At 65.5% G+C, this 19,774-nt stretch carries 21 protein-coding genes; 11 read left to right on the top strand and 10 right to left on the bottom strand.

Going from position 1 to position 19,774, the window contains the following annotated elements; translation table 11 throughout:
- The first annotated feature begins 38 nt into the window (after positions 1-38).
- Both lipA and KF730_RS08080 read left to right on the top strand, forming a co-directional pair.
- Positions 39-965: a lipoyl synthase gene (gene lipA, locus KF730_RS08085; RefSeq protein WP_294093693.1), complete on the top strand. Its 927-nt coding sequence runs from the start codon at positions 39-41 to the stop codon at positions 963-965.
- Complete coding sequence (locus tag KF730_RS08080) at positions 966-1,457, top strand: type II toxin-antitoxin system RatA family toxin (protein WP_294093691.1); 492 nt, start codon at positions 966-968, stop codon at positions 1,455-1,457.
- Here the strand turns inward: KF730_RS08080 and KF730_RS08075 are convergent.
- Positions 1,388-1,918, bottom strand: coding sequence for a CinA family protein (locus tag KF730_RS08075; protein WP_294093690.1), 531 nt, complete (start codon positions 1,916-1,918; stop codon positions 1,388-1,390). The two genes, KF730_RS08080 and KF730_RS08075, sit on opposite strands and share 70 nt — an antisense overlap.
- Positions 1,919-1,958: 40 nt before the next feature.
- A complete protein-coding gene (locus tag KF730_RS08070) occupies positions 1,959-3,086 on the bottom strand; it encodes a bifunctional 2-C-methyl-D-erythritol 4-phosphate cytidylyltransferase/2-C-methyl-D-erythritol 2,4-cyclodiphosphate synthase (protein ID WP_294093688.1) in 1,128 nt (375 codons plus the stop codon).
- An 83-nt stretch (positions 3,087-3,169) separates the two neighbouring features.
- On the opposite strand from KF730_RS08070, the gene dusB reads away from it, so the two are divergent.
- The 9 genes from dusB to KF730_RS08025 all read left to right on the top strand — a co-directional run bounded on the left by dusB (position 3,170) and on the right by KF730_RS08025 (position 13,380).
- Positions 3,170-4,168, top strand: a complete 999-nt coding sequence (dusB, locus tag KF730_RS08065; protein WP_294093687.1) for a tRNA dihydrouridine synthase DusB — start codon at positions 3,170-3,172, stop codon at positions 4,166-4,168.
- Complete coding sequence (locus KF730_RS08060) at positions 4,144-5,238, top strand: ATP-binding protein (protein WP_294093685.1); 1,095 nt, start codon at positions 4,144-4,146, stop codon at positions 5,236-5,238. Before dusB ends, KF730_RS08060 begins: the two co-directional genes overlap by 25 nt.
- Complete coding sequence (ntrC, locus tag KF730_RS08055; protein ID WP_294093683.1) at positions 5,235-6,680, top strand: nitrogen regulation protein NR(I); 1,446 nt, start codon at positions 5,235-5,237, stop codon at positions 6,678-6,680. The genes KF730_RS08060 and ntrC overlap by 4 nt, the downstream gene beginning before the upstream one ends.
- A gap of 59 nt (positions 6,681-6,739) precedes the next feature.
- Positions 6,740-8,992, top strand: coding sequence for an ATP-binding protein (locus tag KF730_RS08050; protein WP_294093680.1), 2,253 nt, complete (start codon positions 6,740-6,742; stop codon positions 8,990-8,992).
- The gene (locus tag KF730_RS08045; protein ID WP_294093678.1) at positions 8,989-10,368 is read left to right on the top strand and encodes a sigma-54 dependent transcriptional regulator; all 1,380 of its coding nucleotides are present in this window, start codon (positions 8,989-8,991) and stop codon (positions 10,366-10,368) included. Before KF730_RS08050 ends, KF730_RS08045 begins: the two co-directional genes overlap by 4 nt.
- A 134-nt stretch (positions 10,369-10,502) precedes the next feature.
- Positions 10,503-10,994 carry an RNA chaperone Hfq gene (hfq, locus tag KF730_RS08040; RefSeq protein WP_294093676.1) on the top strand — a complete coding sequence of 164 codons (492 nt, stop codon included), beginning with the start codon at positions 10,503-10,505 and terminating at the stop codon, positions 10,992-10,994.
- Positions 10,995-11,000: 6 nt separating this feature from the next.
- Positions 11,001-12,290, top strand: coding sequence for a GTPase HflX (gene hflX / locus KF730_RS08035; RefSeq protein ID WP_294093674.1), 1,290 nt, complete (start codon positions 11,001-11,003; stop codon positions 12,288-12,290).
- Positions 12,287-12,865, top strand: coding sequence for a DUF1214 domain-containing protein (locus tag KF730_RS08030; RefSeq protein ID WP_294093672.1), 579 nt, complete (start codon positions 12,287-12,289; stop codon positions 12,863-12,865). Before hflX ends, KF730_RS08030 begins: the two co-directional genes overlap by 4 nt.
- Complete coding sequence (locus tag KF730_RS08025) at positions 12,862-13,380, top strand: DUF1254 domain-containing protein (protein WP_294093670.1); 519 nt, start codon at positions 12,862-12,864, stop codon at positions 13,378-13,380. Before KF730_RS08030 ends, KF730_RS08025 begins: the two co-directional genes overlap by 4 nt.
- 4 nt (positions 13,381-13,384) lie before the next feature.
- Here the strand turns inward: KF730_RS08025 and mazG are convergent, their stop codons facing one another.
- From mazG to KF730_RS07985, 8 genes are all read right to left on the bottom strand, one after another.
- Positions 13,385-14,155, bottom strand: coding sequence for a nucleoside triphosphate pyrophosphohydrolase (gene mazG, locus KF730_RS08020; RefSeq protein WP_294093668.1), 771 nt, complete (start codon positions 14,153-14,155; stop codon positions 13,385-13,387).
- Positions 14,156-14,212: 57 nt separating this feature from the next.
- Positions 14,213-14,917 carry a TIGR02281 family clan AA aspartic protease gene (locus tag KF730_RS08015; RefSeq protein ID WP_294093667.1) on the bottom strand — a complete coding sequence of 235 codons (705 nt, stop codon included), beginning with the start codon at positions 14,915-14,917 and terminating at the stop codon, positions 14,213-14,215.
- Positions 14,914-15,675, bottom strand: coding sequence for an MBL fold metallo-hydrolase (locus KF730_RS08010; RefSeq protein ID WP_294093665.1), 762 nt, complete (start codon positions 15,673-15,675; stop codon positions 14,914-14,916). Before KF730_RS08010 ends, KF730_RS08015 begins: the two co-directional genes overlap by 4 nt.
- Positions 15,672-16,451 carry a TatD family hydrolase gene (locus KF730_RS08005; RefSeq protein WP_294093663.1) on the bottom strand — a complete coding sequence of 260 codons (780 nt, stop codon included), beginning with the start codon at positions 16,449-16,451 and terminating at the stop codon, positions 15,672-15,674. The genes KF730_RS08010 and KF730_RS08005 overlap by 4 nt, the downstream gene beginning before the upstream one ends.
- Positions 16,448-17,950 carry a methionine--tRNA ligase gene (gene metG, locus KF730_RS08000; protein ID WP_294093661.1) on the bottom strand — a complete coding sequence of 501 codons (1,503 nt, stop codon included), beginning with the start codon at positions 17,948-17,950 and terminating at the stop codon, positions 16,448-16,450. The genes KF730_RS08005 and metG overlap by 4 nt, the downstream gene beginning before the upstream one ends.
- 38 nt (positions 17,951-17,988) lie before the next feature.
- Complete coding sequence (locus KF730_RS07995) at positions 17,989-18,306, bottom strand: hypothetical protein (RefSeq protein WP_294093659.1); 318 nt, start codon at positions 18,304-18,306, stop codon at positions 17,989-17,991.
- 69 nt (positions 18,307-18,375) lie between these two features.
- Entirely contained in the window at positions 18,376-18,723 is a 348-nt protein-coding gene (locus tag KF730_RS07990) for a cystatin domain-containing protein (RefSeq protein WP_294093657.1), read from the bottom strand.
- 76 nt (positions 18,724-18,799) lie between these two features.
- A complete protein-coding gene (locus KF730_RS07985) occupies positions 18,800-19,774 on the bottom strand; it encodes an AAA family ATPase (protein ID WP_294093655.1) in 975 nt (324 codons plus the stop codon).

Below are 19,774 nucleotides of genomic sequence, written 5' to 3'. Positions count from 1 at the left end.
TGGTTGTGTCAGCAACCATGCAGGGCTATCTGGCGCGCATGAACGAGATTTCGCCGCTGCCTCGCCCGGAACGCGTCCGCAAGCCCGACTGGATTCGCGTCAAGGCGCCCACCTCGGAAGGCTTCGCCGCGACGCGCGCGCTGATGCGATCGAAGAGCCTGACCACGGTCTGCGAGGAAGCCGCCTGCCCGAATATCGGCGAATGCTGGTCGAAGAAGCATGCGACGGTGATGATCCTCGGCGACACCTGCACCCGCGCCTGCGCCTTCTGCAACGTCAAGACCGGCATGCCGCGCGCCGTCGATCCGATGGAGCCCCAGAATGTCGCCGATGCCGCGGCGCAGATGGGCCTCAGCCACATCGTCATCACCTCGGTCGATCGCGACGACCTGCCGGATGGCGGCGCGAAACAGTTCGTCAAGGTGATCGAGGCGATCCGCAAGTCGAACCCGACCACGACGATCGAGATCCTGACCCCGGACTTTCGCAACAAGCATGAGCAGGCGGTCGAGATGATCGTCGCCGCACGGCCCGATGTCTACAACCATAACCTCGAAACGGTGCCGAGGCTCTACCCGACCATCCGCCCCGGCGCGCGCTATTACGCATCGCTGCGCCTGCTTGAGACGGTCAAGAAGCTCGATCCTTCGATCTTCACCAAATCGGGCGTGATGCTCGGGCTAGGCGAGGAGCGGCTCGAAATCCATCAGGTGATGGACGATATGCGCTCGGCCGACATCGATTTCCTGACAATGGGCCAATATCTCCAGCCGACCCCGCGCCACGCCAAGGTCCAGGAGTTCGTGACGCCCGCAGCGTTCAATTCCTACGGCGCGATCGCCCGTGCCAAGGGCTTCCTGCTCGTCGCATCCTCGCCGCTGACCCGCTCCAGCTACCATGCCGGGGACGATTTCGAGAAGATGCGCGCCAATCGCGAGGCGAAGCTGACGAAGGTCACGGCGTAGTTGCCCAAACACCAGGAAACCCGCGCGTTACCTTATACTCCCGAGCAGATGTTCGATCTGGTCGCCGATGTCGAGCGCTATGCCGAGTTCCTGCCCTGGGTCACCGCCGTCCGCGTCCGCTCGAACAGCGAGACCGAGATGGTCGCCGACGTCATCGTCGGCTTCAAAGGGCTGCGTGAGACCTTCACCTCGAAAGTCGAAAAACAGCGCCCCGGCCATATTCACGTGGACTATCTCGAAGGGCCGCTCAAGCACCTCAACAACGACTGGAAGTTCCGGCCGGACGGGAACGGCGGCACACTCGTCGATTTCTGCGTCGATTTCGCGTTCAAGAGCCGAATGTTCGAGATGCTGGCGGGTCAGGTGTTTGATCGCGCGCTGCGCAAGATGATCGGAGCCTTCGAAGAGCGCGCCGCCAGGCTTTACGCCGACTCTTCCACTTCCTCGGCCGCGCCCGGCATCAGCAGTTCGAGCGCGCACAACGCCGCCTGAAGACGAACGCCGCCGCGGCCATTGTTTTCCAGCTGGCGCGAGTCCGCCACGATGTGCTGCGGATCGGCGCCGCGCACGGCTTGCGCGAACACCACGGTACCCACCGGCTTCTTCTCGCTGCCGCCATCGGGGCCGGCGATGCCGGTGATCGCCACAGCGACATCGGCATTCGAACGGCGCAGCGCGCCCTGCGCCATGCTCCACGCCACCGCGATCGAGACCGACCCGAACGTCTCCAGCACGTCGCTGCTGACCTTGAGCACTTCCTGCTTGGCCTCGTTCGAATAGGTGACGAAGCCGGCATCGAACACATCCGACGAACCCGCGATTTCAGTGAGCGCGGCGCTGACCAGCCCACCGGTGCAGCTTTCGGCAACGGCGATGCGGCGGCCCAGCGCGCGATTGGCCTCCAGCACCTTGCGCGCCATGTCGATCAGCTTGGCCGGGAGAATCGTGTCCATAAGGCTGGCGCCTCTGCCACTCTAATGTGTCTTAGGCGAGTCAGTTCGTGTCGGGCAGGCGAACGGTGGCGATCGCCTGTGCCGCCATGCCTTCGCCGCGCCCGGTAAAGCCGAGCCGCTCGGTGGTGGTGGCTTTCAGGCTCACCCGCGCTACCGGCAGCTTGAGGATCGCGGCGATACTCGCCCGGATTGCGTCGCGGTGCGGGCCGACCTTGGGAGCCTCGCAGATCACCGTAAGATCGACGAAGTCGATCACGCCGCCCTCCGCCGCGACCAGCCCGGCGGCGTGTTCCAGAAACCTGGCCGAACGCACGCCGCGCCACTGCGGATCGCTCGGCGGGAAATGCGTGCCGATATCGCCTGCGCCGATCGTACCGAGCAGCGCATCGGTGATCGCGTGGAGTGCGACATCGGCATCGCTATGTCCGGAAAGCCCATGCGTGTGCGGGATCAGCACGCCGCCCAGCCACAATTCTTCGCCCTCGGCAAAGCGGTGGACGTCGAAGCCCTGCGCGGTGCGGACGCGCAAGCTGGCGGAGTGCCGCATTTCGGCTGCGGCAAAGTCGGCGGGGTGGGTGACCTTCTCCAGCGCAGCGTCTCCTTCGACAATCGCGACACCATGCCCCAGCGCGCGGACCATCTGCGCGTCGTCGGTCGCCTCGCGATCCTCGGGCCACGCGGCATGCGCCGCGCGGATGGTTTCGACAAGGAATGCCTGTGGCGTTTGCACCCGCGTCAGCCCCTCGCGCGACACCGCATCGCCGGCGGTCGAGACCAGCGTGTCCGCCACCGGCAACCCCGGAATTGCGCCCTTATGCGTATCGAGCGCGGCCAGCAGCCGGTCGATCACCACGTGCGACAGAAAGGGGCGGGCGGCGTCGTGGATCAGCACCCGCTCGGCTTCGATCGCGGCGAGCCCATTGGCTACCGATTCCCGCCGCGTCACTCCGCCGATGATGAAGCGCACATCGCCCAGCGCGTCCGCGAGCATCGCTTCCTGACCCGCACCGATCACAATCAGCACTTCATCGATCGCCGGATGGCTGGAGAAAGCCGCAAAGCTGTGCGCCAGCATCGGCTTGCCCGCCAGCATCGCAAATTGCTTGGGGATGCCGCCACCGGCACGCGTTCCGCTCCCGGCGGCGACGATGATGGCGGCGGTCTTCATGCCCGCCGCGCTAGCGCGGGACACCGGGCTTGCCAATCACCGCTTGTGCGGATAGGCGCTCGTGCCTATTTTTCAGGCAGATCATGCGCTCACTCGTTCCCATCCAGATCGGTCCCGTGCGGATCGATCAGCCGGTGCTGCTCGCGCCGATGACGGGCGTCACCGACCTGCCGTTCCGCCGCGTCGTCCGTAAATACGGCTCGGGCCTCAACGTCACCGAGATGGTCGCCAGCCAGGCGGCGATCCGCGAGACACGCCAGTCGCTCCAGAAATTCGCCTGGGATCCGATCGAGGATCCGGTTTCGATGCAGCTTGTCGGCTGCACCCCGCATGAAATGGCCGAAGCCGCCAAGCTGAGCGAGGATCGCGGCGCGGCGATCGTCGACATCAATATGGGCTGCCCGGTCCGCAAGGTCACCAGCGGCGATGCAGGCTCGGCGCTGATGCGCGACCTCAAGCTGGCGGCGGCGCTGATCGAGGCGTGTGTGAAAGCCGTGAGCGTCCCCGTCACCGTCAAGATGCGGATGGGCTGGTGCCATGACAGCCTCAACGCGCCCGAGCTTGCCCGCATCGCCGAGGATATCGGCGCCAAGATGATCACCGTCCACGGCCGCACGCGCAATCAGATGTACAAGGGCTCGGCCGACTGGGCCTTCATCCGCAAGGTCAAGGACGCGGTCTCGCTGCCGGTCATCGCCAACGGCGACATCAACACCATCGAGGATGCGCGCGAGGCGCTGCGCCAGTCGGGCGCGGACGGCGTGATGATCGGGCGCGGCGCCTATGGCAAGCCGTGGTTCCTGCGCCAGGTGATGGACGCGCTCGGCGGCAAGGAGGAGTGCCCCGACCCCTCACTCGAAGAACAATATCGCGTGATCCTGGAGCATTATCTCGACACCCTCGCACATTATGGTGACGAGGTCGGCGTCAACATGATGCGCAAGCATATCGGCTGGTACACCAAGGGCATCCATGGTTCGGCCGAGTTCCGCAACAACGTCAACAAGATCTCGGATCCCAAACGGGTGCTGGAGATGCTCGACGAATTCTACGCACCATGGCGCTCGCGCGAAGCGGCCTGAGGGCCGATCCGCTGCAAGATAAAAGCCCGGGTTTCGCCGAGCTGTTCGGCGCATTGCCAGTCGCGGTGCTGGTGATCGATCCCGACGGCCGCATAGCGCATGCCAATCCCGCGTGCGAATTGATGCTCAATCATAGCGAAAGCGCGATGGCCGGGCAGCCTTATGATACCGTGTTCCTGCCGCCGCCGGACTATGCCGATCGCCGCGACGGCCATGGGTTCTCCGCTTTCGATATCGAGATAGAAGCGGTGCGGGGCTCCCGCATCCGCGTCGATCTCGTCGAAAGCGAGATCGCGGATCGCCCCGGCTGGCGCATCCTGACGCTGCACCATGCCCCACAGGCACGCCGCGTCACCGATCGCACCGCCGGATCACGCGCGGCAGTCGGCGCGGCGGCGATGCTGGCGCACGAGATCAAGAATCCGCTGTCGGGCATCCGCGGTGCCGCGCAATTGCTGGCCAGCAGCGGCGAGGATAGCGAACTAACCGGGCTGATCACCACCGAAGTCGACCGCATCGTCGCATTGATCGACCGGATGGAGGATTTCACCGACACCCGCCCTCTGAAGCTCGAGCCGACCAACGTCTATCCGCTGCTCGATCATGCACGGAAGGTGGCGCTGGCGGGGTTCGCGCGCGGCATGGTGATCGAGGAACTGTTCGATCCATCGCTCCCGGCGGTGATGGTCGATCCGCACGCATTCCAGCAGGTGCTGGTCAACCTGCTCAAGAACGCCGCCGAGGCACTGGCCGGGCTCGCCCAGCCGCGCATCACGCTGGCGACCGCCTATCGCCACGGCATGTCGGTCAGTGCCGGCCCCGGCCGCCCGCGCCAGCCGCTGCCGATCGAGATCCTCGTCATCGATAACGGCCCCGGCGCTCCGGAAGACATTGCCGAGCATCTCTTCGAGCCGTTCGTATCGGGCAAGCCGGAAGGGAAGGGGCTGGGGCTGCCGCTCGTGGAGAAACTGGTGCGCGATCAGGGAGGGATCATCCAATATGCCCGCGAATTCGACCGGGAACGCGAGCCAGTGACGGTGTTCCGCATCCTGATGCCGAGGGCCGCTTGACCGCGCCCGGCACCGTCCTTGTCGTCGATGACGACGCCGCGATCCGCACCGTCGTCGCCGCGGCGCTGAAGCGCGAGGGTCATGCCGTCACCACCGCCGCGAGCATCGGCGATCTCCACCGCATCCTGGCGGCCGGGCTGCCCGATGTGCTGGTCACCGATGTCGTGCTGCCCGATGGCAACGGCCTCGATCTCGTCGCTTCGCTGATGGCCGAGCATCCCGCCCTGCCGGTGATCGTCTTCTCCGCGCAGAACACGCTGGCGACCGCTGTGCGCGCCACCGAAGTCGGCGCATTCGATTATCTCCCCAAGCCGTTCGATCTCGATGTGCTGTCGAATGCGGTGCGCGGCGCGATCGCCAAAGGCCGGCGCGGTCCGATCGATACGCCCGAGGATGTCGGTGCCGGCGGCTCGCTGATCGGCCGCTCGCCGGCGATGCAGGAGGTATACCGGGTCATCGCCCGCGTGGTCTCGAACGACCTGACCGTGCTGGTGATGGGCGAGAGCGGTACCGGCAAGGAGCTGGTGGCCAAGGCGATCCATGATCTCGGGCCGCGCCGCCGGGCACCGTTCGTGGCGCTCAACATGGCCGCGATCCCACGCGAGCTGATCGAAGCCGAACTGTTCGGCCATGAGCGCGGCGCCTTCACCGGCGCGGCCACCCGCGTCGCCGGCAAGTTCGAGCAGGCGGCGGGCGGCACCCTCTTCCTCGACGAGATCGGCGACATGCCGATGGATGCCCAGACGCGGCTGCTGCGCGTACTGCAATCGGGCGAGTTCACCACCGTCGGCGGCGCGCGCACGATCAAGGCCGATGTCCGCATCGTCGCCGCGACCAACAAGGATCTGGGCGCGCTGGTCCAGACCGGGCAGTTCCGCGAGGATTTGTTCTACCGCCTCAATGTCGTGCCGGTGGCGCTGCCGAGCTTGCGCGAACGCCGTCAGGACGTGCCGCTGCTCGCCCGTCACTTCCTCGATCGCGCTGCCGAGGAGGGTCTGCCCCGCAAACAGCTTGATGCCGCGGCGGTGGCGGTGCTCGAAGGCTATGACTGGCCCGGCAATGTTCGCGAACTCGAAAACCTCATGCGCCGCATCGCCGCGCTCAGCCGCGACGAATGGATCGACGCGGACGGCATCCGCCGCGCGCTGGGCGAGGCGAGCCAGGGCCAGGCGATACCCGGCGACGCGGGCATCGAAGCCGCCGTCCGCGCCCGGCTGGAGCGGATCGCCATTGACGAGCCGCGCGCCCTCGATGACGGCACGCTTTACGATCGCATCATCGGTGAGGTCGAACGCCCGCTGATCGAAGCGATGCTGGCGCGCCACCAGCACAACCAGCTCCGCGCAGCACGCGCGCTGGGGATCAACCGCAACACGCTGCGCAAGCGGCTCGACACGTTGGGGATCGACGCGACTGGAAATCGCCCGAATGGTGCCGATTAGCGACAGTTGCCCAAAATTGTGTGTTCTTTCGGCCACATTCTTGTTGTAACCCGGCAACGATGGATGCCGTTTCCGAGCCGATAGCCGAAACCGCGCCGCGCAAGCGGCGCTTTGGCGTGACGCCGGTCGTCGAGCTCGGGGTCATCGCGTTAGCGATCACCTTCGCCGCAGTCACCTATTTCACCATCACAGGCGAGAGCGGCCCGCGCCTGCTCACCCCGCCGATCGTCGCGCTGCTGCTGATCGCGAACCTGCTACCCGGCGGCGCGCTGCTCGTGCTGATCGGGCGCCGGATCGCGCGCAGCCGCTCGGCGCGGGCGGGTATGGGCGGAGGGAGCGGCCTTCACGTCCGGCTGGTCGCGATCTTCTCCGTGCTGGCCGCAGTACCGGTGCTGCTCGTTACCGTCGTCTCGTCGCTGCTCTTTCAGTATGGCGTCGAATTCTGGTTCTCCGACCGGGCGCGCGGGATGCTCGAAAATGCCAGCTCGCTCGCGCAATCCTCCTATCAGCAGCTTCTCGCCGACGTCGGCAATCATACGACCGCGATGTCGGGCGATCTCGCCGCCGGGTTGCGTGACGCGCCGATCGACAGTCTGGCGTTCCGTGAGTTTTTCGCACGACAGGTCTATTACCGCAGCCTCAGCGAGGCGGTGATCTTCACGGTCCAGCCCAATGGCTCCATCGACACCGTCGCGCTGGTCAATCCCTATGAGCGCGATCTCGCCAAGGAGATCGATCCGGGCCTGCTCGCCAAGATCAAAGCCGAGCACCAGTCCTCGACGATCGCCTCGGGCGACCGCATCCGCTCGATCGCGCAGCTGCCGGGAGCGGACAATCTCTACGTCTATGCCGGGCGCCTCTCAAACGTGGGCGAGATGAGCCAGCAAACGCGGCGCGCGCAGGCGGTGCTTGCCGACTATCGCGCACTCGTCCAGCGCTCACGCTCGCTCCAGCTCCAGTTCAACGGCGCGTTGCTATTATTGTCGCTGCTGATCGTCGGCGCGGCGGTTTGGGTGGCGATCACCGTGGCCGACCGGTTGGTGCGGCCGATCAGCGAACTTGTCGGCGCGGCGCGGGGCGTCGCGGGGGGCGATCTCGCAGTGCGCGTGCCCGAACCCAAGGCGCAGGACGAGATCGCCACGCTGGCGCGCGCGTTCAACAGCATGACCGGTCGGCTGGAAGACCAGCGCACCGAACTCGTGACCGCAAATGCCCAGCTCGAGAGCCGCCGCGCGCTGATCGAGGCCGTGATGTCCGGCGTATCGGCGGGAGTCATCTCGATCGCGGCGGACCGCAGGGTGCGGCTGATCAACGCGCCCGCGCGCGCGTTGCTGCGTCAGGGCGACGAGGATCCGGTCGGTCGCAAGCTCAAGCGGATCGCCCCCGAGCTCGACGCGATGCTCGACGGCGACGAGCGCGAGGCCGTGGTGCAGATCACCACCGGCGGCGAGGCGCTGACCCTCGCGGTCAAGATCACCCGCGACGAAGCCGGGCAGGTGCTCACCTTCGACGACATCACCCAGCAATTGAACGACCAGCGCCGCGCCGCCTGGTCCGACGTCGCCCGCCGCATCGCCCACGAGATCAAGAACCCGCTCACCCCGATCCAGCTCGCCGCCGAGCGCCTCCAGCGCCGTTACGGCAAGAAGATCGAGAGCGATGACGGCACCTTCGCCAAGCTGACCGGCACGATCGTCCGCCAGGTCGGCGATCTGCGGCGGATGGTCGATGAGTTCTCGTCCTTCGCGCGGATGCCCAAACCGCTGTTCCGGCAAGAGTCGCTGCTCGATATCGCCCGCCAGGCGATGTTCCTCCACGAAGTCGCCCACCCGACGATCCACTTCGAGCTCGACGCCCCTGACCCCGCGCCGACGATCATCTGCGACCGCCGCCAGATCGGCCAGGCGCTGACCAATGTCGTCAAGAACGCCGTCGAGGCGATCGAGGGACGCGGGGAAGGGGAGGCGCTGCCCCAGGGCCATGTCCACATGACCATCGAGCATGGCAGCGATCACCGCGTGCTCCTGACGCTTGCCGACAATGGCGTGGGCCTGCCGGTCGAGCGCAACCGCATCGTCGAGCCGTATATGACGACACGTTCCGGCGGCACCGGCCTCGGCCTCGCCATCGTCAAGAAGATCGTCGAGGAGCATTTCGGCACCATCGCCTTCTCGGACCGGCCCGGCGGCGGCACCTGCGTCACCATCTGCTTCGACACCGATCTGCTGGCGAACATGGCCGACACGCCCGACGATGACAGCGCCGATCCGCGCCCCGCAGTTCTAACGCGTACTGGAAAATCCAAATCATGAGCCTCGATATTCTCGTCGTCGACGATGAGCGCGACATCCGGGAGCTGGTAGCCGGCGTCCTCGAAGACGAAGGCTATGCCACCCGCGGCGCCGGTGACAGCGACGCGGCGCTGGAGGCGATCGCCGATCGCCGGCCGAGCCTGGTGCTGCTCGATGTCTGGCTGCAGGGCTCGAAGCTCGACGGGCTCGAACTGCTCGACGAGATCAAGCGCCGCGATGCCTCGATCCCGGTGCTGGTGATCTCCGGTCACGGCAATCTCGATACCGCGGTGGCCGCGATCCGGCGCGGCGCCGCCGACTTCATCGAAAAGCCGTTCGAAGCCGAGCGATTGCTGCTGATGGTCGAACGCGCCACCGAGACCGAACGGCTGCGTCAGGAAGTGGCGACGCTGCGCGCCTCTGTCGGCCGCGAGGAGGATCTGACCGGCACATCCGGCTCGATCAACGGCGTGCGCGCGACCTTGAAGCGCGTCGCTTCCACCGGCAGCCGGGTGCTAATCAGCGGTGGTCCCGGCGTCGGCAAGGAAGTCGCGGCGCGGCTGCTCCATGGCTGGAGCCAGCGCGCGGCGGGGCCTTTCGTCATCGTCAGTTGCGCGCGCATGCATCCCGAGCGCGTCGAGGAAGAGCTGTTCGGCGTGGAAGAGGGCGGGGATCTGATCCGTCCCGGTCTGCTCGAACAGGCGCATGGCGGCACCCTGTTCCTCGACGAGATCGCCGACATGCCGCTGGCGACACAGGGCCGCATCCTCCGCGTCCTCACCGATCAGAGCTTCAGCCGGGTCGGCGGCACGCGCGTGGTCAAGGTCGATGTCCGCGTCGTCTCGGCCACCGCGCGCGATCTCCAGAACGAGATCGCCGAGGGCCGCTTCCGCGAGGATCTCTATTACCGGCTCAACGTCGTCCCCGTCTCTATCCCGCCGCTGACCGAGCGGCGCGAGGACATTCCGGTACTGATCGAGCATTTCATCGCCCATTATGCCAGCGGCCGCCGCGTGCCGACGCCCGAAGTCGCGGACGACGCCATGGTCGCGCTGCAGAGCTACGAATGGCCCGGCAATGTGCGGCAGCTGCGCAACATCGTCGAACGCACCGTCATCCTCGCGCCCGGCGACCGCATCGGGCGGATCGAGCTCGACCTGCTGCCCGCGGAAGTGCTCGGCAAACCGGGCGACAGCGGCGGCGGCATCGGATCGAGCGCGATCATGGGAGCACCGCTCAAGGAAGCGCGCGAGAGCTTTGAGCGCGAATACCTCAGGGTCCAGATTCGCCGCTTCTCCGGCAATATCTCGCGCACCGCCAGCTTCATCGGCATGGAGCGCTCGGCGCTGCACCGCAAGCTGAAGCTGCTCGGCATCAGCGAGAGCCGGGAGGAGTAAAGGCACGCCGCTGGACTTGGCGGCGCGAATCCCTAGATTGCTTGGCGAGCAGGCCGGAACGACCTGCGCTCCGACGCCGGGAAACGGCGCGATAGCGGGAAAAATCCCGCCAAGAATACAAGGGAATGCGGAAAATGGCCGACAAGCAGACTTCGCTGCAGGACCTGTTCCTCAATTCGCTCCGCCGGTCGAAAACCCCGGTCACCATGTTCCTCGTAAAGGGCGTCAAGCTCCAGGGGATCGTCACCTGGTTCGATAATTTTTCGGTACTGCTGCGCCGCGATGGCCAGTCGCAATTGATCTACAAACATGCGATCTCGACGATCATGCCCGCCGGGCCGATGGACCTGACGCAATTCTTGGATCAACTTGGAGAACATCAGTCCAAGAACCCTGTTTTACAGGAAATTTTCCTCAATGCCGTCCGCAAGCAGCAGGAAAGCGTGACCATGTTCCTGGTCAATGGCGTGATGCTGCAGGGGCAGATCTCGGCCTTCGACCTGTTCTGCATGCTGCTCCAGCGCGAAGGCATGGCTCAGCTCGTCTACAAACACGCGGTTTCCACCATCCAGCCGGCGCATCCGCTGAACCTGGCGGAGGAAACGAACGGGACCGACGACGATTAAGCCCGAATGACTACCGGATTCGACAGAGACGCCAGCGAATTTGCGCGCGGCGCGAAGGCGGCCGTTGTCTATCCGGACACCGGCGGCTCTTCGCGCGATGCCGACGCACGCCTTGAGGAGACCGCAGGTCTGGCGCTGGCGATCGGCCTGGAGGTGATCGAAAAAATTAGCTTCAAGCTGCGCCAGCCCAAGCCGGGCACGCTGATCGGCTCGGGGCAGGTCGAGGCGCTGGCCGAGAGCGTCCGCGATCTCGAAATCGAAGTCGCGGTGTTTGACGCCTCGCTCACGCCCGTGCAGCAGCGCAACCTGGAGACTGGGCTCGGCTGCAAGGTGATCGACCGCACCGGGCTGATCCTCGAAATCTTCGGCGAACGCGCCCGCACCGCCGAGGGGCGGCTGCAGGTCGAACTCGCCCATCTCGACTATCAGGCCGGCCGTCTGGTGCGGTCATGGACCCATCTCGAGCGCCAGCGCGGCGGCTTCGGCTTTCTCGGCGGCCCGGGCGAAACCCAGATCGAGGCCGATCGCCGCCTGATCCGCGATCGCATGGCCCGGCTCAAGAAGGAACTCGACCAGGTCAGCCGAACCCGCGGGCTGCATCGCGACCGCCGCCAGCGCGCGCCGTGGCCGGTGATTGCCCTGGTCGGTTACACCAATGCCGGGAAATCCACGCTTTTCAACCGTTTGACCGGTGCTGACGTTATGGCGGAGAACCTGCTCTTCGCCACCCTTGACCCGACGCTGCGGCAAATCTCATTGCCCGGCATCGACAAGGCGATCCTCTCCGACACGGTCGGTTTCGTCTCCGAATTGCCGACGCAACTGGTCGCGGCGTTCAAGGCAACGCTCGAGGAAGTGATCTCGGCAGATTTGCTGATCCACGTCCGCGACATCGCCCACCCGGATAGCGAGGCCCAGCGCGCCGATGTCGAGAAGGTGCTGGGCGAGATCGGCGTGTCGCTGGAAACCCCGCGCTTCGAGGCCTGGAACAAGCTCGACCTGCTCGACGATGAGCGCCGCGAGCAGGCGCTGGCCGAGGCGACCCGGCGCGAGGACGTCGTCGCGCTCTCGGCCTTGACCGGGGAAGGGGTGGCGCTCCTCGTCGAAACCGTCGCCGCCCGGCTGACCGAGGGTCACCGCCGCTACACCGTCACGCTCGATGCCGGCGACGGGGCGGGGGCGGCATGGCTGCACCAGCATGGTGATGTCCTGTCGCAGGTGATCGAGGGCGACCGCGCTGTATATGAAGTGCGGATGGCGCCACGCGACTATGAACGCTTCGGTATGCGGGGATGAGACTCGGCTTCGTCGCCCGCAGCCTTCTATGCCTGCTTGCCGGGGCGGCGATCGGCATCGGCGGCGCGGCGCTGACGGTGCGCTCGGGCGCTGCGGCCACCAGCGCAGTCGGTCCCTGGACTACCGGCAGCGACTATGGATCGGCTGAAGCCGGCGCGAGGACCCGCGCGGTGATCGCATTGCGCGGCCTGCTGGCGCTACCGGCACGCGAGGCGCGTTACTACAACGCCGCTGTGGACGATGCCGGAGCGCCGCTCGACGGCAAATGCCGCTACCGCATCGCCGGCGGCGCCTTGCCCGCGCGCTGGTGGAGCATCACGCTCTATGGCCATGACGGCTATCTGGTGGCCAATGCGCCGCGCATCTACGCGATCAACAGCACCGGGTTGCCCGCCGCCGCGCAGACCCATTGGCAGATCGTCGCCGCGCCCGATCCGCAGCCGGGGCACTGGCTCCCGACCGGAGGCGTAGCGAAATTCGAGCTGACCCTGCGCGCCTATCTGCCCGCAGAGGCCGGGAAGCGCGATTTCACCCGCGACGAACTGCCCCGGATCGTGCGCGAGAGCTGCGCATGATTCGCCGCTGGGGCCTGCCGCTGCTGATCGGCATCGTCGCCGCGCTTGTCGCCTGGCAGGCCGCGCTGATCGCCACCCCGCGCATATTGATGGTCCTGGCCGTCAGCCGGATCGAGAAGGTCGGCGGCCCCAATCACTTCACCCACGCACCGCTGGCCGACGACCGCTCGCGCGCCATCGTCCGGCCGAGCCCTGATCTCGCCTATTCGAGTTGCCCGTTCGACCTGAGCAAAGGCCCGCTGCGGATCGACGCGGTCCCGGTGACCACCGCACCCTATTGGTCGCTGTCGATATTCGATGCCCAGACCGACGCAGTGTTCGTCCGCAACGCGACGGAATCCGCCACGCCGTTCCGCGTTGCCATCGTCGCCCCGGGGCAGACGGCACCCGCCGGATATATGCCGGTACATGTCTTGGGACCGCGCGGCATCGCTCTGGTGCGGATCCTGATCGACGAAAAAGCCCGCTTCGCCGAAATCGACGCGGCCCGGCGCGAGACCAACTGCGCGGTCTAACGGGTTATTCCCGAGTCTTGGCAGCCGCCCACAATGCCTCCTTGGCATCGAGATCGAGCCCGGCAAAGGCGTCGCCGGCCTCAGCCTCCATCGCCTTGAAGCGCTTTTCGAACTTGGCGTTCGCCCCGCGCAGCGCCGCTTCGGGATCGACGCCCAGCTTCCGCGCCCAATTGACCGCCGCGAACAGCAGATCGCCAATTTCTTCCTCGCGCTCGGCCTGACTGGCCGCAGCCTCGACTTCGGCAAGTTCCTCGTCGATCTTTGCCCGCGCGCCGCTCGGATCGGGCCAGTCGAAGCCGGTCCGTGCCGCACGCTTCTGTAGCTTTTCGGCGCGAAGCAGGGCGGGGAGGCCGATCGCTACCCCATCCAGCGCGCCCTGATACCCTTTTGTCCCCCGCTCGTCGGCCTTGATTTGTTCCCACAGGTGATGGCCGCCGTCCACAGCGCCGAGGAATATGTGGGGATGCCGCCGCTCCATCTTGTCGCTGATCGCCGCGACCACATCCGCCAGATCGAAATGGCCGGATTCCTCGGCCATGCGGCTGTGGAAGATTACCTGGAGAAGCAGGTCGCCGAGTTCGTCCTTGAGATCGACCATGTCGCTGCGCTCGATCGCATCGGCGACTTCATAGGCTTCCTCGATCGTGTAGGGCGCGATCGTCGCGAAGGTCTGGACGGTGTCCCATTCACAGCCGGTTTCGGGATCGCGCAGTCGCTGCATGATGCGAACCAGCCGCTCAATATCGGAAGGGCGCGTTTCCGGCGGGGAATTCACGAGAGGGGGGCCTTCTCCACGCGATCCGTAAGAACGATAATATACATTATGTAAAATCTATTCCTGTTCGACGGGGGTCTTCCGCGCGGTGATGCCCGGGTGGCTCTTCTCCCCGCCGCGGCTGGTCCGTGCCGGCGGCTCGGCCTGTACGGCGGCGGCCTCGACGGCGTTCGCGCCGTCGGGTTCGAGGATCAGTTCATTACCCTGCACCCGCCATGATTTGAGCCGCGACAGGAAATTCATGCCCAGCACGTCCATGTCGCCAAACGCCTCGGCGACGACGACATGCAGATCCTCGGCCTTGAGCGGTCCGATCTCAATCTTGTCGATCTTCGCCGATGCCGCCTCGACGGCGCCGTTGGCGGTCTCGATGGTAACCGGCATCTTGCCGCTCCTGGGATCGACGCCGGCCGCCGCCGCGGTCTTGGCTGAGAGCGCCGTGATCGTCGCACCGCTGTCGATCAGCATCCGCCGCTCATAGCCATTAAGCTTCACATTGGCCCAGAAATGCCCGTCGCGCGCCATGCGGATGCGGACGGCACCGCCTTCGGCACGCTGCTCTTCATATCCGCCCATCCGCGCGAAGAACGCGTCGATCTCATCGCGGTGATTGAAACCGAGGAACAAAACGAGGCCGATCGCGGCCCAGGAGAAGAGGCTGCCCAGCATTGTCGCGAACGACGCTCGCCGCGTCAGCATCGCCCGCGCCGCCAGCACCAGCACGCCCACCAGCAGGATCCCGCTCAGCAAATCGTCGTTCACAGGTCCATTCCGTCATATCCCGGCTCGACGCCCTTGGGCAGCGTAGCCGTTAGCCCGGCATAGTCCATGCTATGGTCCATATGAACCAGGACCGTACGGCGCGGGGCCAGTTCCCCTGCCCAGCCCAGCACCGAATCCAGATTGGGATGCGTCGGGTGCGGCGCCCGGCGCAGCGCATCGACCACCCATAGGTCGAGCCCCGAATAGAGCGCACGCATATCGTTCGTCATTTCATGAAAGTCTGTGGCATAACCTATTGATTTACCGTTACTATCGAAGCGAAGTCCGGCGGAAGTGATGCCGCCGTGCGGTTGATCGGTGACGGTTACGCGAATGTCGCCGATCTGAATACTATCCGGCAATGTCTCGATCGCCACGGTCGGCCGGTACAGCTTCCGCCCGAAGAACGCATAGGCGAAGCGAATCTCGAGCTGCTCGCGCGTGAACGGCCGCGCGAGGCCGCGTACGGGCTCACCATCCCGGGCATGCATGATCTGGCGAAGGTCGTCGATGCCGTGGCAATGATCGGCGTGATCGTGCGTCCAGATCACCGCATCGACATTGCTTATGTCCGCGGCAAGCAACTGCTCGCGCATGTCCGGACTGGTGTCGATCAGGATACGCGTAGTCTCGGTCGAAACCAGCACCGAAGCCCGCGTCCGGCGGTTCTTCGGCTCGTTCGGATCGCAAGCGCCCCAGTCATTGCCGATCCTAGGAACACCGGACGACGTTCCCGAACCGAGGATGCGGAGCTTCACGCGACCGTCTTGGCGAACAATGCATGGAAATTGGCGCGGGTCGCATCCGCCAGTTCGTCGGCATCGACGCCGCGCAACCCGGCCAGGAACCGGCAGGTATCCGCCACGAACGCCGGCTCGCCGGTCTTGCCCCGGTGCGGCACCGGGGCGAGGAACGGCGCATCGGTCTCGATCAGCAGCCGCTCGACCGGCAGCCGCGCCGCGGTTTCCTGCAAATCCCTGGCGCTCTTGAACGTCACGATACCCGAAATCGAGATGTAGAAACCGAGATCGAGGGCGATATCGGCGAACGCCCCGCTCGCCGTGAAGCAGTGGATCACGCCGGGGAACGCCCCCTTCCCCATCTCGTCGCGCAGGATCTCGGCGGTATCCTCCTCGGCATCACGGGTGTGGACGATGATCGGCAGCCCGGTCTCGCGGCTCGCTGCGATATGCGCGCGGAAGCTGGCGCGCTGGCGGTCGCGATCCGAATGGTCGTAGTAATAATCGAGCCCGCTTTCGCCGATGCCGACGACACGCGGGTGCCGCGCCTTTTCGATCAGCTTGGCGGCATCGACATCGGGATGCTCGTCGGCTTCGTGCGGATGGATGCCGACCGAAGCCCAGACGTCCGCCTCGCGCTCGGCAACCGCGATCACCTCGTCCCATTCGCGCTCGCGCGTCGAGATGTTGAGCATCGCCAGCACGCCCGCCTCGCGCGCCCGCGCCAGCACCTCGGGCTGCTGTTCGCCCAGACCCTTGTAGATCAGGTGGCAATGGCTGTCGGCGAGCTTCATGCCTCTGTGTCTTCCTTCAGCTCCAGCCGGGGGAAGATGGGGGTCGGCGGCGCGATACGAAAGTCCTCATCGCCTTCGAGCCCGAGTTGCGCCAACAGGTTGGCGGCCGATGATGGGATCACCGGCTGAATCGTGGTCGCCAGCAGGCGGATCGCCTTGAGCAAGGTCGCCAGCACGCCATGCATCCGCGCTGGATCGGTCTTACGCAATGCCCATGGCGCCTGCGCATCGACATATTGGTTGCACGCGAAGACCCCGCGCATCCAGGATTCGAGCCCTTGGCTGAGCGCGAGATCGTGGAAATCGTCGTCGAACTGCTGGCAGGCGGTCGCGACCTCATCGAGCAATGCCTGATCGGCCAACTGGTTCTCGCCGGGCTCGATCTTGCCGTCGCAATTCTTGGCGACGAACGAGAGCACGCGCTGCGCCAGATTGCCGAAGCTGTTCGACAGATCGGCATTGGCCCGCGTCATGATCGCTTCGTCGCTGAACGTCCCGTCATTGCCGAAGCTGACGTCGCGCAACAGGAAATAGCGTAGCGCATCCTTGCCGTAGAGCGCGGCCAATTCCATGGGGTCGATGACGTTGCCCGTCGATTTCGACATCTTTTCCCCGCGATTGAGCAGGAAACCGTGTCCGAACACCTGCTTCGGCAGCGGCAGCTTGGCCGACATCAGGAAGGCTGGCCAATAGACCGCGTGGAAGCGGACGATGTCCTTGCCGATCAGATGCAAATCCGCCGGCCAGTATTTGGCGAAGCGCTCCGGATCGTCCGGATAGCCCGCACCGGTGATGTAATTGGTCAGCGCATCGACCCACACATACATCACATGCCCCGGCGAACCCGGCACCGGCACGCCCCAATCGAAGCTGGTGCGGCTGACCGAAAGATCGACCAGCCCGCCCTCGACGAAGCGCAAAATCTCGTTGCGGCGCGTTTCCGGGCGGATGAAGTCGGGATTGGCGGCGTAGAAATCGAGCAGGGGCTGCTGATATTTGGAGAGGCGGAAGAACCACGTCTCCTCGACCGTCCATTCGACCGGCGTGCCTTGCGGCGACAGGCGGTCATCGCCTTCCCCGGTTAGTTCCTTCTCTTCGTAAAACGCCTCGTCGCGAACCGAATACCAGCCCTCGTAACGATCCATATAGAGGTCGCCGGCGTCGGCCATTGCCTGCCAGATCGCCTGGCTGGCCTTGTAATGCCCGGGCTCGGAGGTGCGGATGAAACGATCGCACGAAATATCGAGGACCTCCGCTATCTCACTGAAATAACCCGACATCTCGTCGGCCAGTTCTCGCGCCGTCATGCCCCGGTCGCGCGCGGTCTTGACCATCTTGAGGCCATGCTCGTCGGTACCGGTCTGGAAGAAGACGTCGCGGCCCTGCTGGCGCTGGAAGCGCGCGATCGCGTCGGCGGCGATCATCTCATAGGCATGGCCGATATGCGGACGACCGTTGGGATAATGGATCGCGGTGGAGATGTAATAAGGCTCGGCCATGCGCGGCCTTTAGAGGGGATTGCTCCCCTGTGAAAGCCTCAGCCGAGCAGGCGGGAGATGTCGAACGTGCGCTCGCCGATCGGGACGCCGGTCTTCTCCTCGGTCATCTTGCGGACCATGTCGGCGATTTCGCGGTCGATCACGTCGCGCTTGGCCTGGGGCAGCGCCTTGTAGTCGTCCTCGCTCATGTCGTGCTTCTTGAGAACGATCTCGCGGGCGCGCTCGGCGGGCGTCTTGGCGGCTTCGTTCTGGAAAGCGTCGAGGATCGCCGCGAAATCGGCGGCGGACTTGGGCTTTGGGCCGGTCACGGGCTGGATATTCGCTACGCTGTTGGCGCCGGTGATGCCGATGGTCACGGTCTTCTCCCCTGTGTGAGAGCGCATTAGACCATCGGCATTGAATTGATGGTTAAGATGGCGCGGCGATCAATGCGCGTGGAGTTCTTCGCTGCTGGTCAGCGCATGGCTGCGATCCAGCTTTGCCCACACCTGGACGCGAAACTTGCGGCCGTCCTTCAGCACGAGCACGAAATTATAGTTCATGCCGGCGACGACCTGCTGCTTGGCCTGCTCGACATGATCAAGCTGATCGGCCGGGATCTTCAGTTCGCCCAGCGCGAACTCGGCAGCCTTGGTCACTTCCGGCGTGACTTCGATCGCGCTGAAACCGCCGACGATGGGGGCGTGGTGGGGAGCAGGAGCAGGAGCGTCTTGGGCCTGCGCGCTGACGGCGAACATCATCGTGGCGGCGAGGCTGGGGAGAACAAGACGCATATCGTTTCTACTCCTTGATGGTGCGGACCGTTTGAAGGGCCTAGGCCGCGTTGTCGATACGCAAGCTGAACAAATTTCAGCGCGCGCCGATTCTCGCAATCAGTCCGGACATTTCGAATACCGTCGCGCTGGCATCGAGCGACAGTCCGAGCGCGCTGGCGGTAAGCTCGCGCGCGGCGGCATAGGTATCGAGCGCGGTGCGCAGCGCCTCGCCCGAACGGACGCGCGCGCGTTCGGCGATAAAGGTCGGGGCGCGATCGAGAAACGCTTCGTAGCGCGGCTGCGCCGCCTTGGCTCCGAGTAGCTTCGACAGGCGCGAGCGAATGACATTATTGGCGTCTCCGCTGTCGGCCAGCGCATCCATTTCGGCCTCAAGCGCAGCCAGATCGAGTCCCGCGAAGCTCAATGCCCGCCCCGGCGATCCTTCGCCGGCGCGAACCAGCGCATCGATCTCGGCCTGCGTGGCTTCGGACAGATGCTCGCGCACGATCGCCTCCACCTGGCTCGGCGCCAGCGCTTCGAAGCGCAGCAAGCGGCAGCGCGAGCGGATCGTCGGCAGCAACCGCCCCGGCGAATGGCTGACCAGCAGGAAGATCGTCCCCTGTGGCGGCTCCTCCAGACTCTTGAGCAAGGCATTGGCTCCGGCGCGCTCTAGATCGTCTATCGCGTCGATCACGACCACGCGCCTTGAGGATAGCGACGGCTTGTTGGCGAACATCGCCTGCAAACCACGAACCTGCGCGATGGTGATCGAGCGCGCCAGCGCCTCGTCGGGCTTGTCCGGATCCTTGGGCAGCCGCGCCAGTTCGCGATAATCGGGATGCGCGCCGGAAGAGGCGTAATGCGCGGTGCGCGTCGATTCGGGCACGTCCCAGCCCGGTGGCAGCGATTCGGGCTCGGCGGCCTCAGCGAGCATCCGCAGCGCCGCTTGCCGGGCGAAGCGCCCCTTCCCCACCCCCTGCGGCCCAGCGATCAGCCAGGCATGATGCAGCGCCCCGCTCGCCATCGCCGCGGCCAGCGCCTCGCGGGCGGAATCGTTGCCGATCTGCAT

This window comes from Sphingomonas sp. (assembly GCF_019635515.1).
GTDB lineage: Bacteria > Pseudomonadota > Alphaproteobacteria > Sphingomonadales > Sphingomonadaceae > Sphingomonas.
This window is presented reverse-complemented; position numbering and strand designations above follow the sequence as displayed.

Coding starts and splice junctions, on each gene's coding strand:
- KF730_RS08025 (WP_294093670.1), top strand. CDS start 12,862: ATGATTCGCCGCTGGGGCCTGCCGCTGCTGATCGGCATCGTCGCCGCG.
- KF730_RS07990 (WP_294093657.1), bottom strand. CDS start 18,723: ATGCGTCTTGTTCTCCCCAGCCTCGCCGCCACGATGATGTTCGCCGTC.
- KF730_RS08075 (WP_294093690.1), bottom strand. CDS start 1,918: ATGGACACGATTCTCCCGGCCAAGCTGATCGACATGGCGCGCAAGGTG.
- KF730_RS07985 (WP_294093655.1), bottom strand. CDS start 19,774: ATGCAGATCGGCAACGATTCCGCCCGCGAGGCGCTGGCCGCGGCGATG.
- KF730_RS08070 (WP_294093688.1), bottom strand. CDS start 3,086: ATGAAGACCGCCGCCATCATCGTCGCCGCCGGGAGCGGAACGCGTGCC.
- lipA (WP_294093693.1), top strand. CDS start 39: ATGAACGAGATTTCGCCGCTGCCTCGCCCGGAACGCGTCCGCAAGCCC.
- dusB (WP_294093687.1), top strand. CDS start 3,170: ATGCGCTCACTCGTTCCCATCCAGATCGGTCCCGTGCGGATCGATCAG.
- hflX (WP_294093674.1), top strand. CDS start 11,001: ATGACTACCGGATTCGACAGAGACGCCAGCGAATTTGCGCGCGGCGCG.
- KF730_RS08060 (WP_294093685.1), top strand. CDS start 4,144: ATGGCGCTCGCGCGAAGCGGCCTGAGGGCCGATCCGCTGCAAGATAAA.
- hfq (WP_294093676.1), top strand. CDS start 10,503: ATGGCCGACAAGCAGACTTCGCTGCAGGACCTGTTCCTCAATTCGCTC.
- KF730_RS08045 (WP_294093678.1), top strand. CDS start 8,989: ATGAGCCTCGATATTCTCGTCGTCGACGATGAGCGCGACATCCGGGAG.
- metG (WP_294093661.1), bottom strand. CDS start 17,950: ATGGCCGAGCCTTATTACATCTCCACCGCGATCCATTATCCCAACGGT.
- KF730_RS08050 (WP_294093680.1), top strand. CDS start 6,740: ATGGATGCCGTTTCCGAGCCGATAGCCGAAACCGCGCCGCGCAAGCGG.
- KF730_RS08005 (WP_294093663.1), bottom strand. CDS start 16,451: ATGAAGCTCGCCGACAGCCATTGCCACCTGATCTACAAGGGTCTGGGC.
- KF730_RS08030 (WP_294093672.1), top strand. CDS start 12,287: ATGAGACTCGGCTTCGTCGCCCGCAGCCTTCTATGCCTGCTTGCCGGG.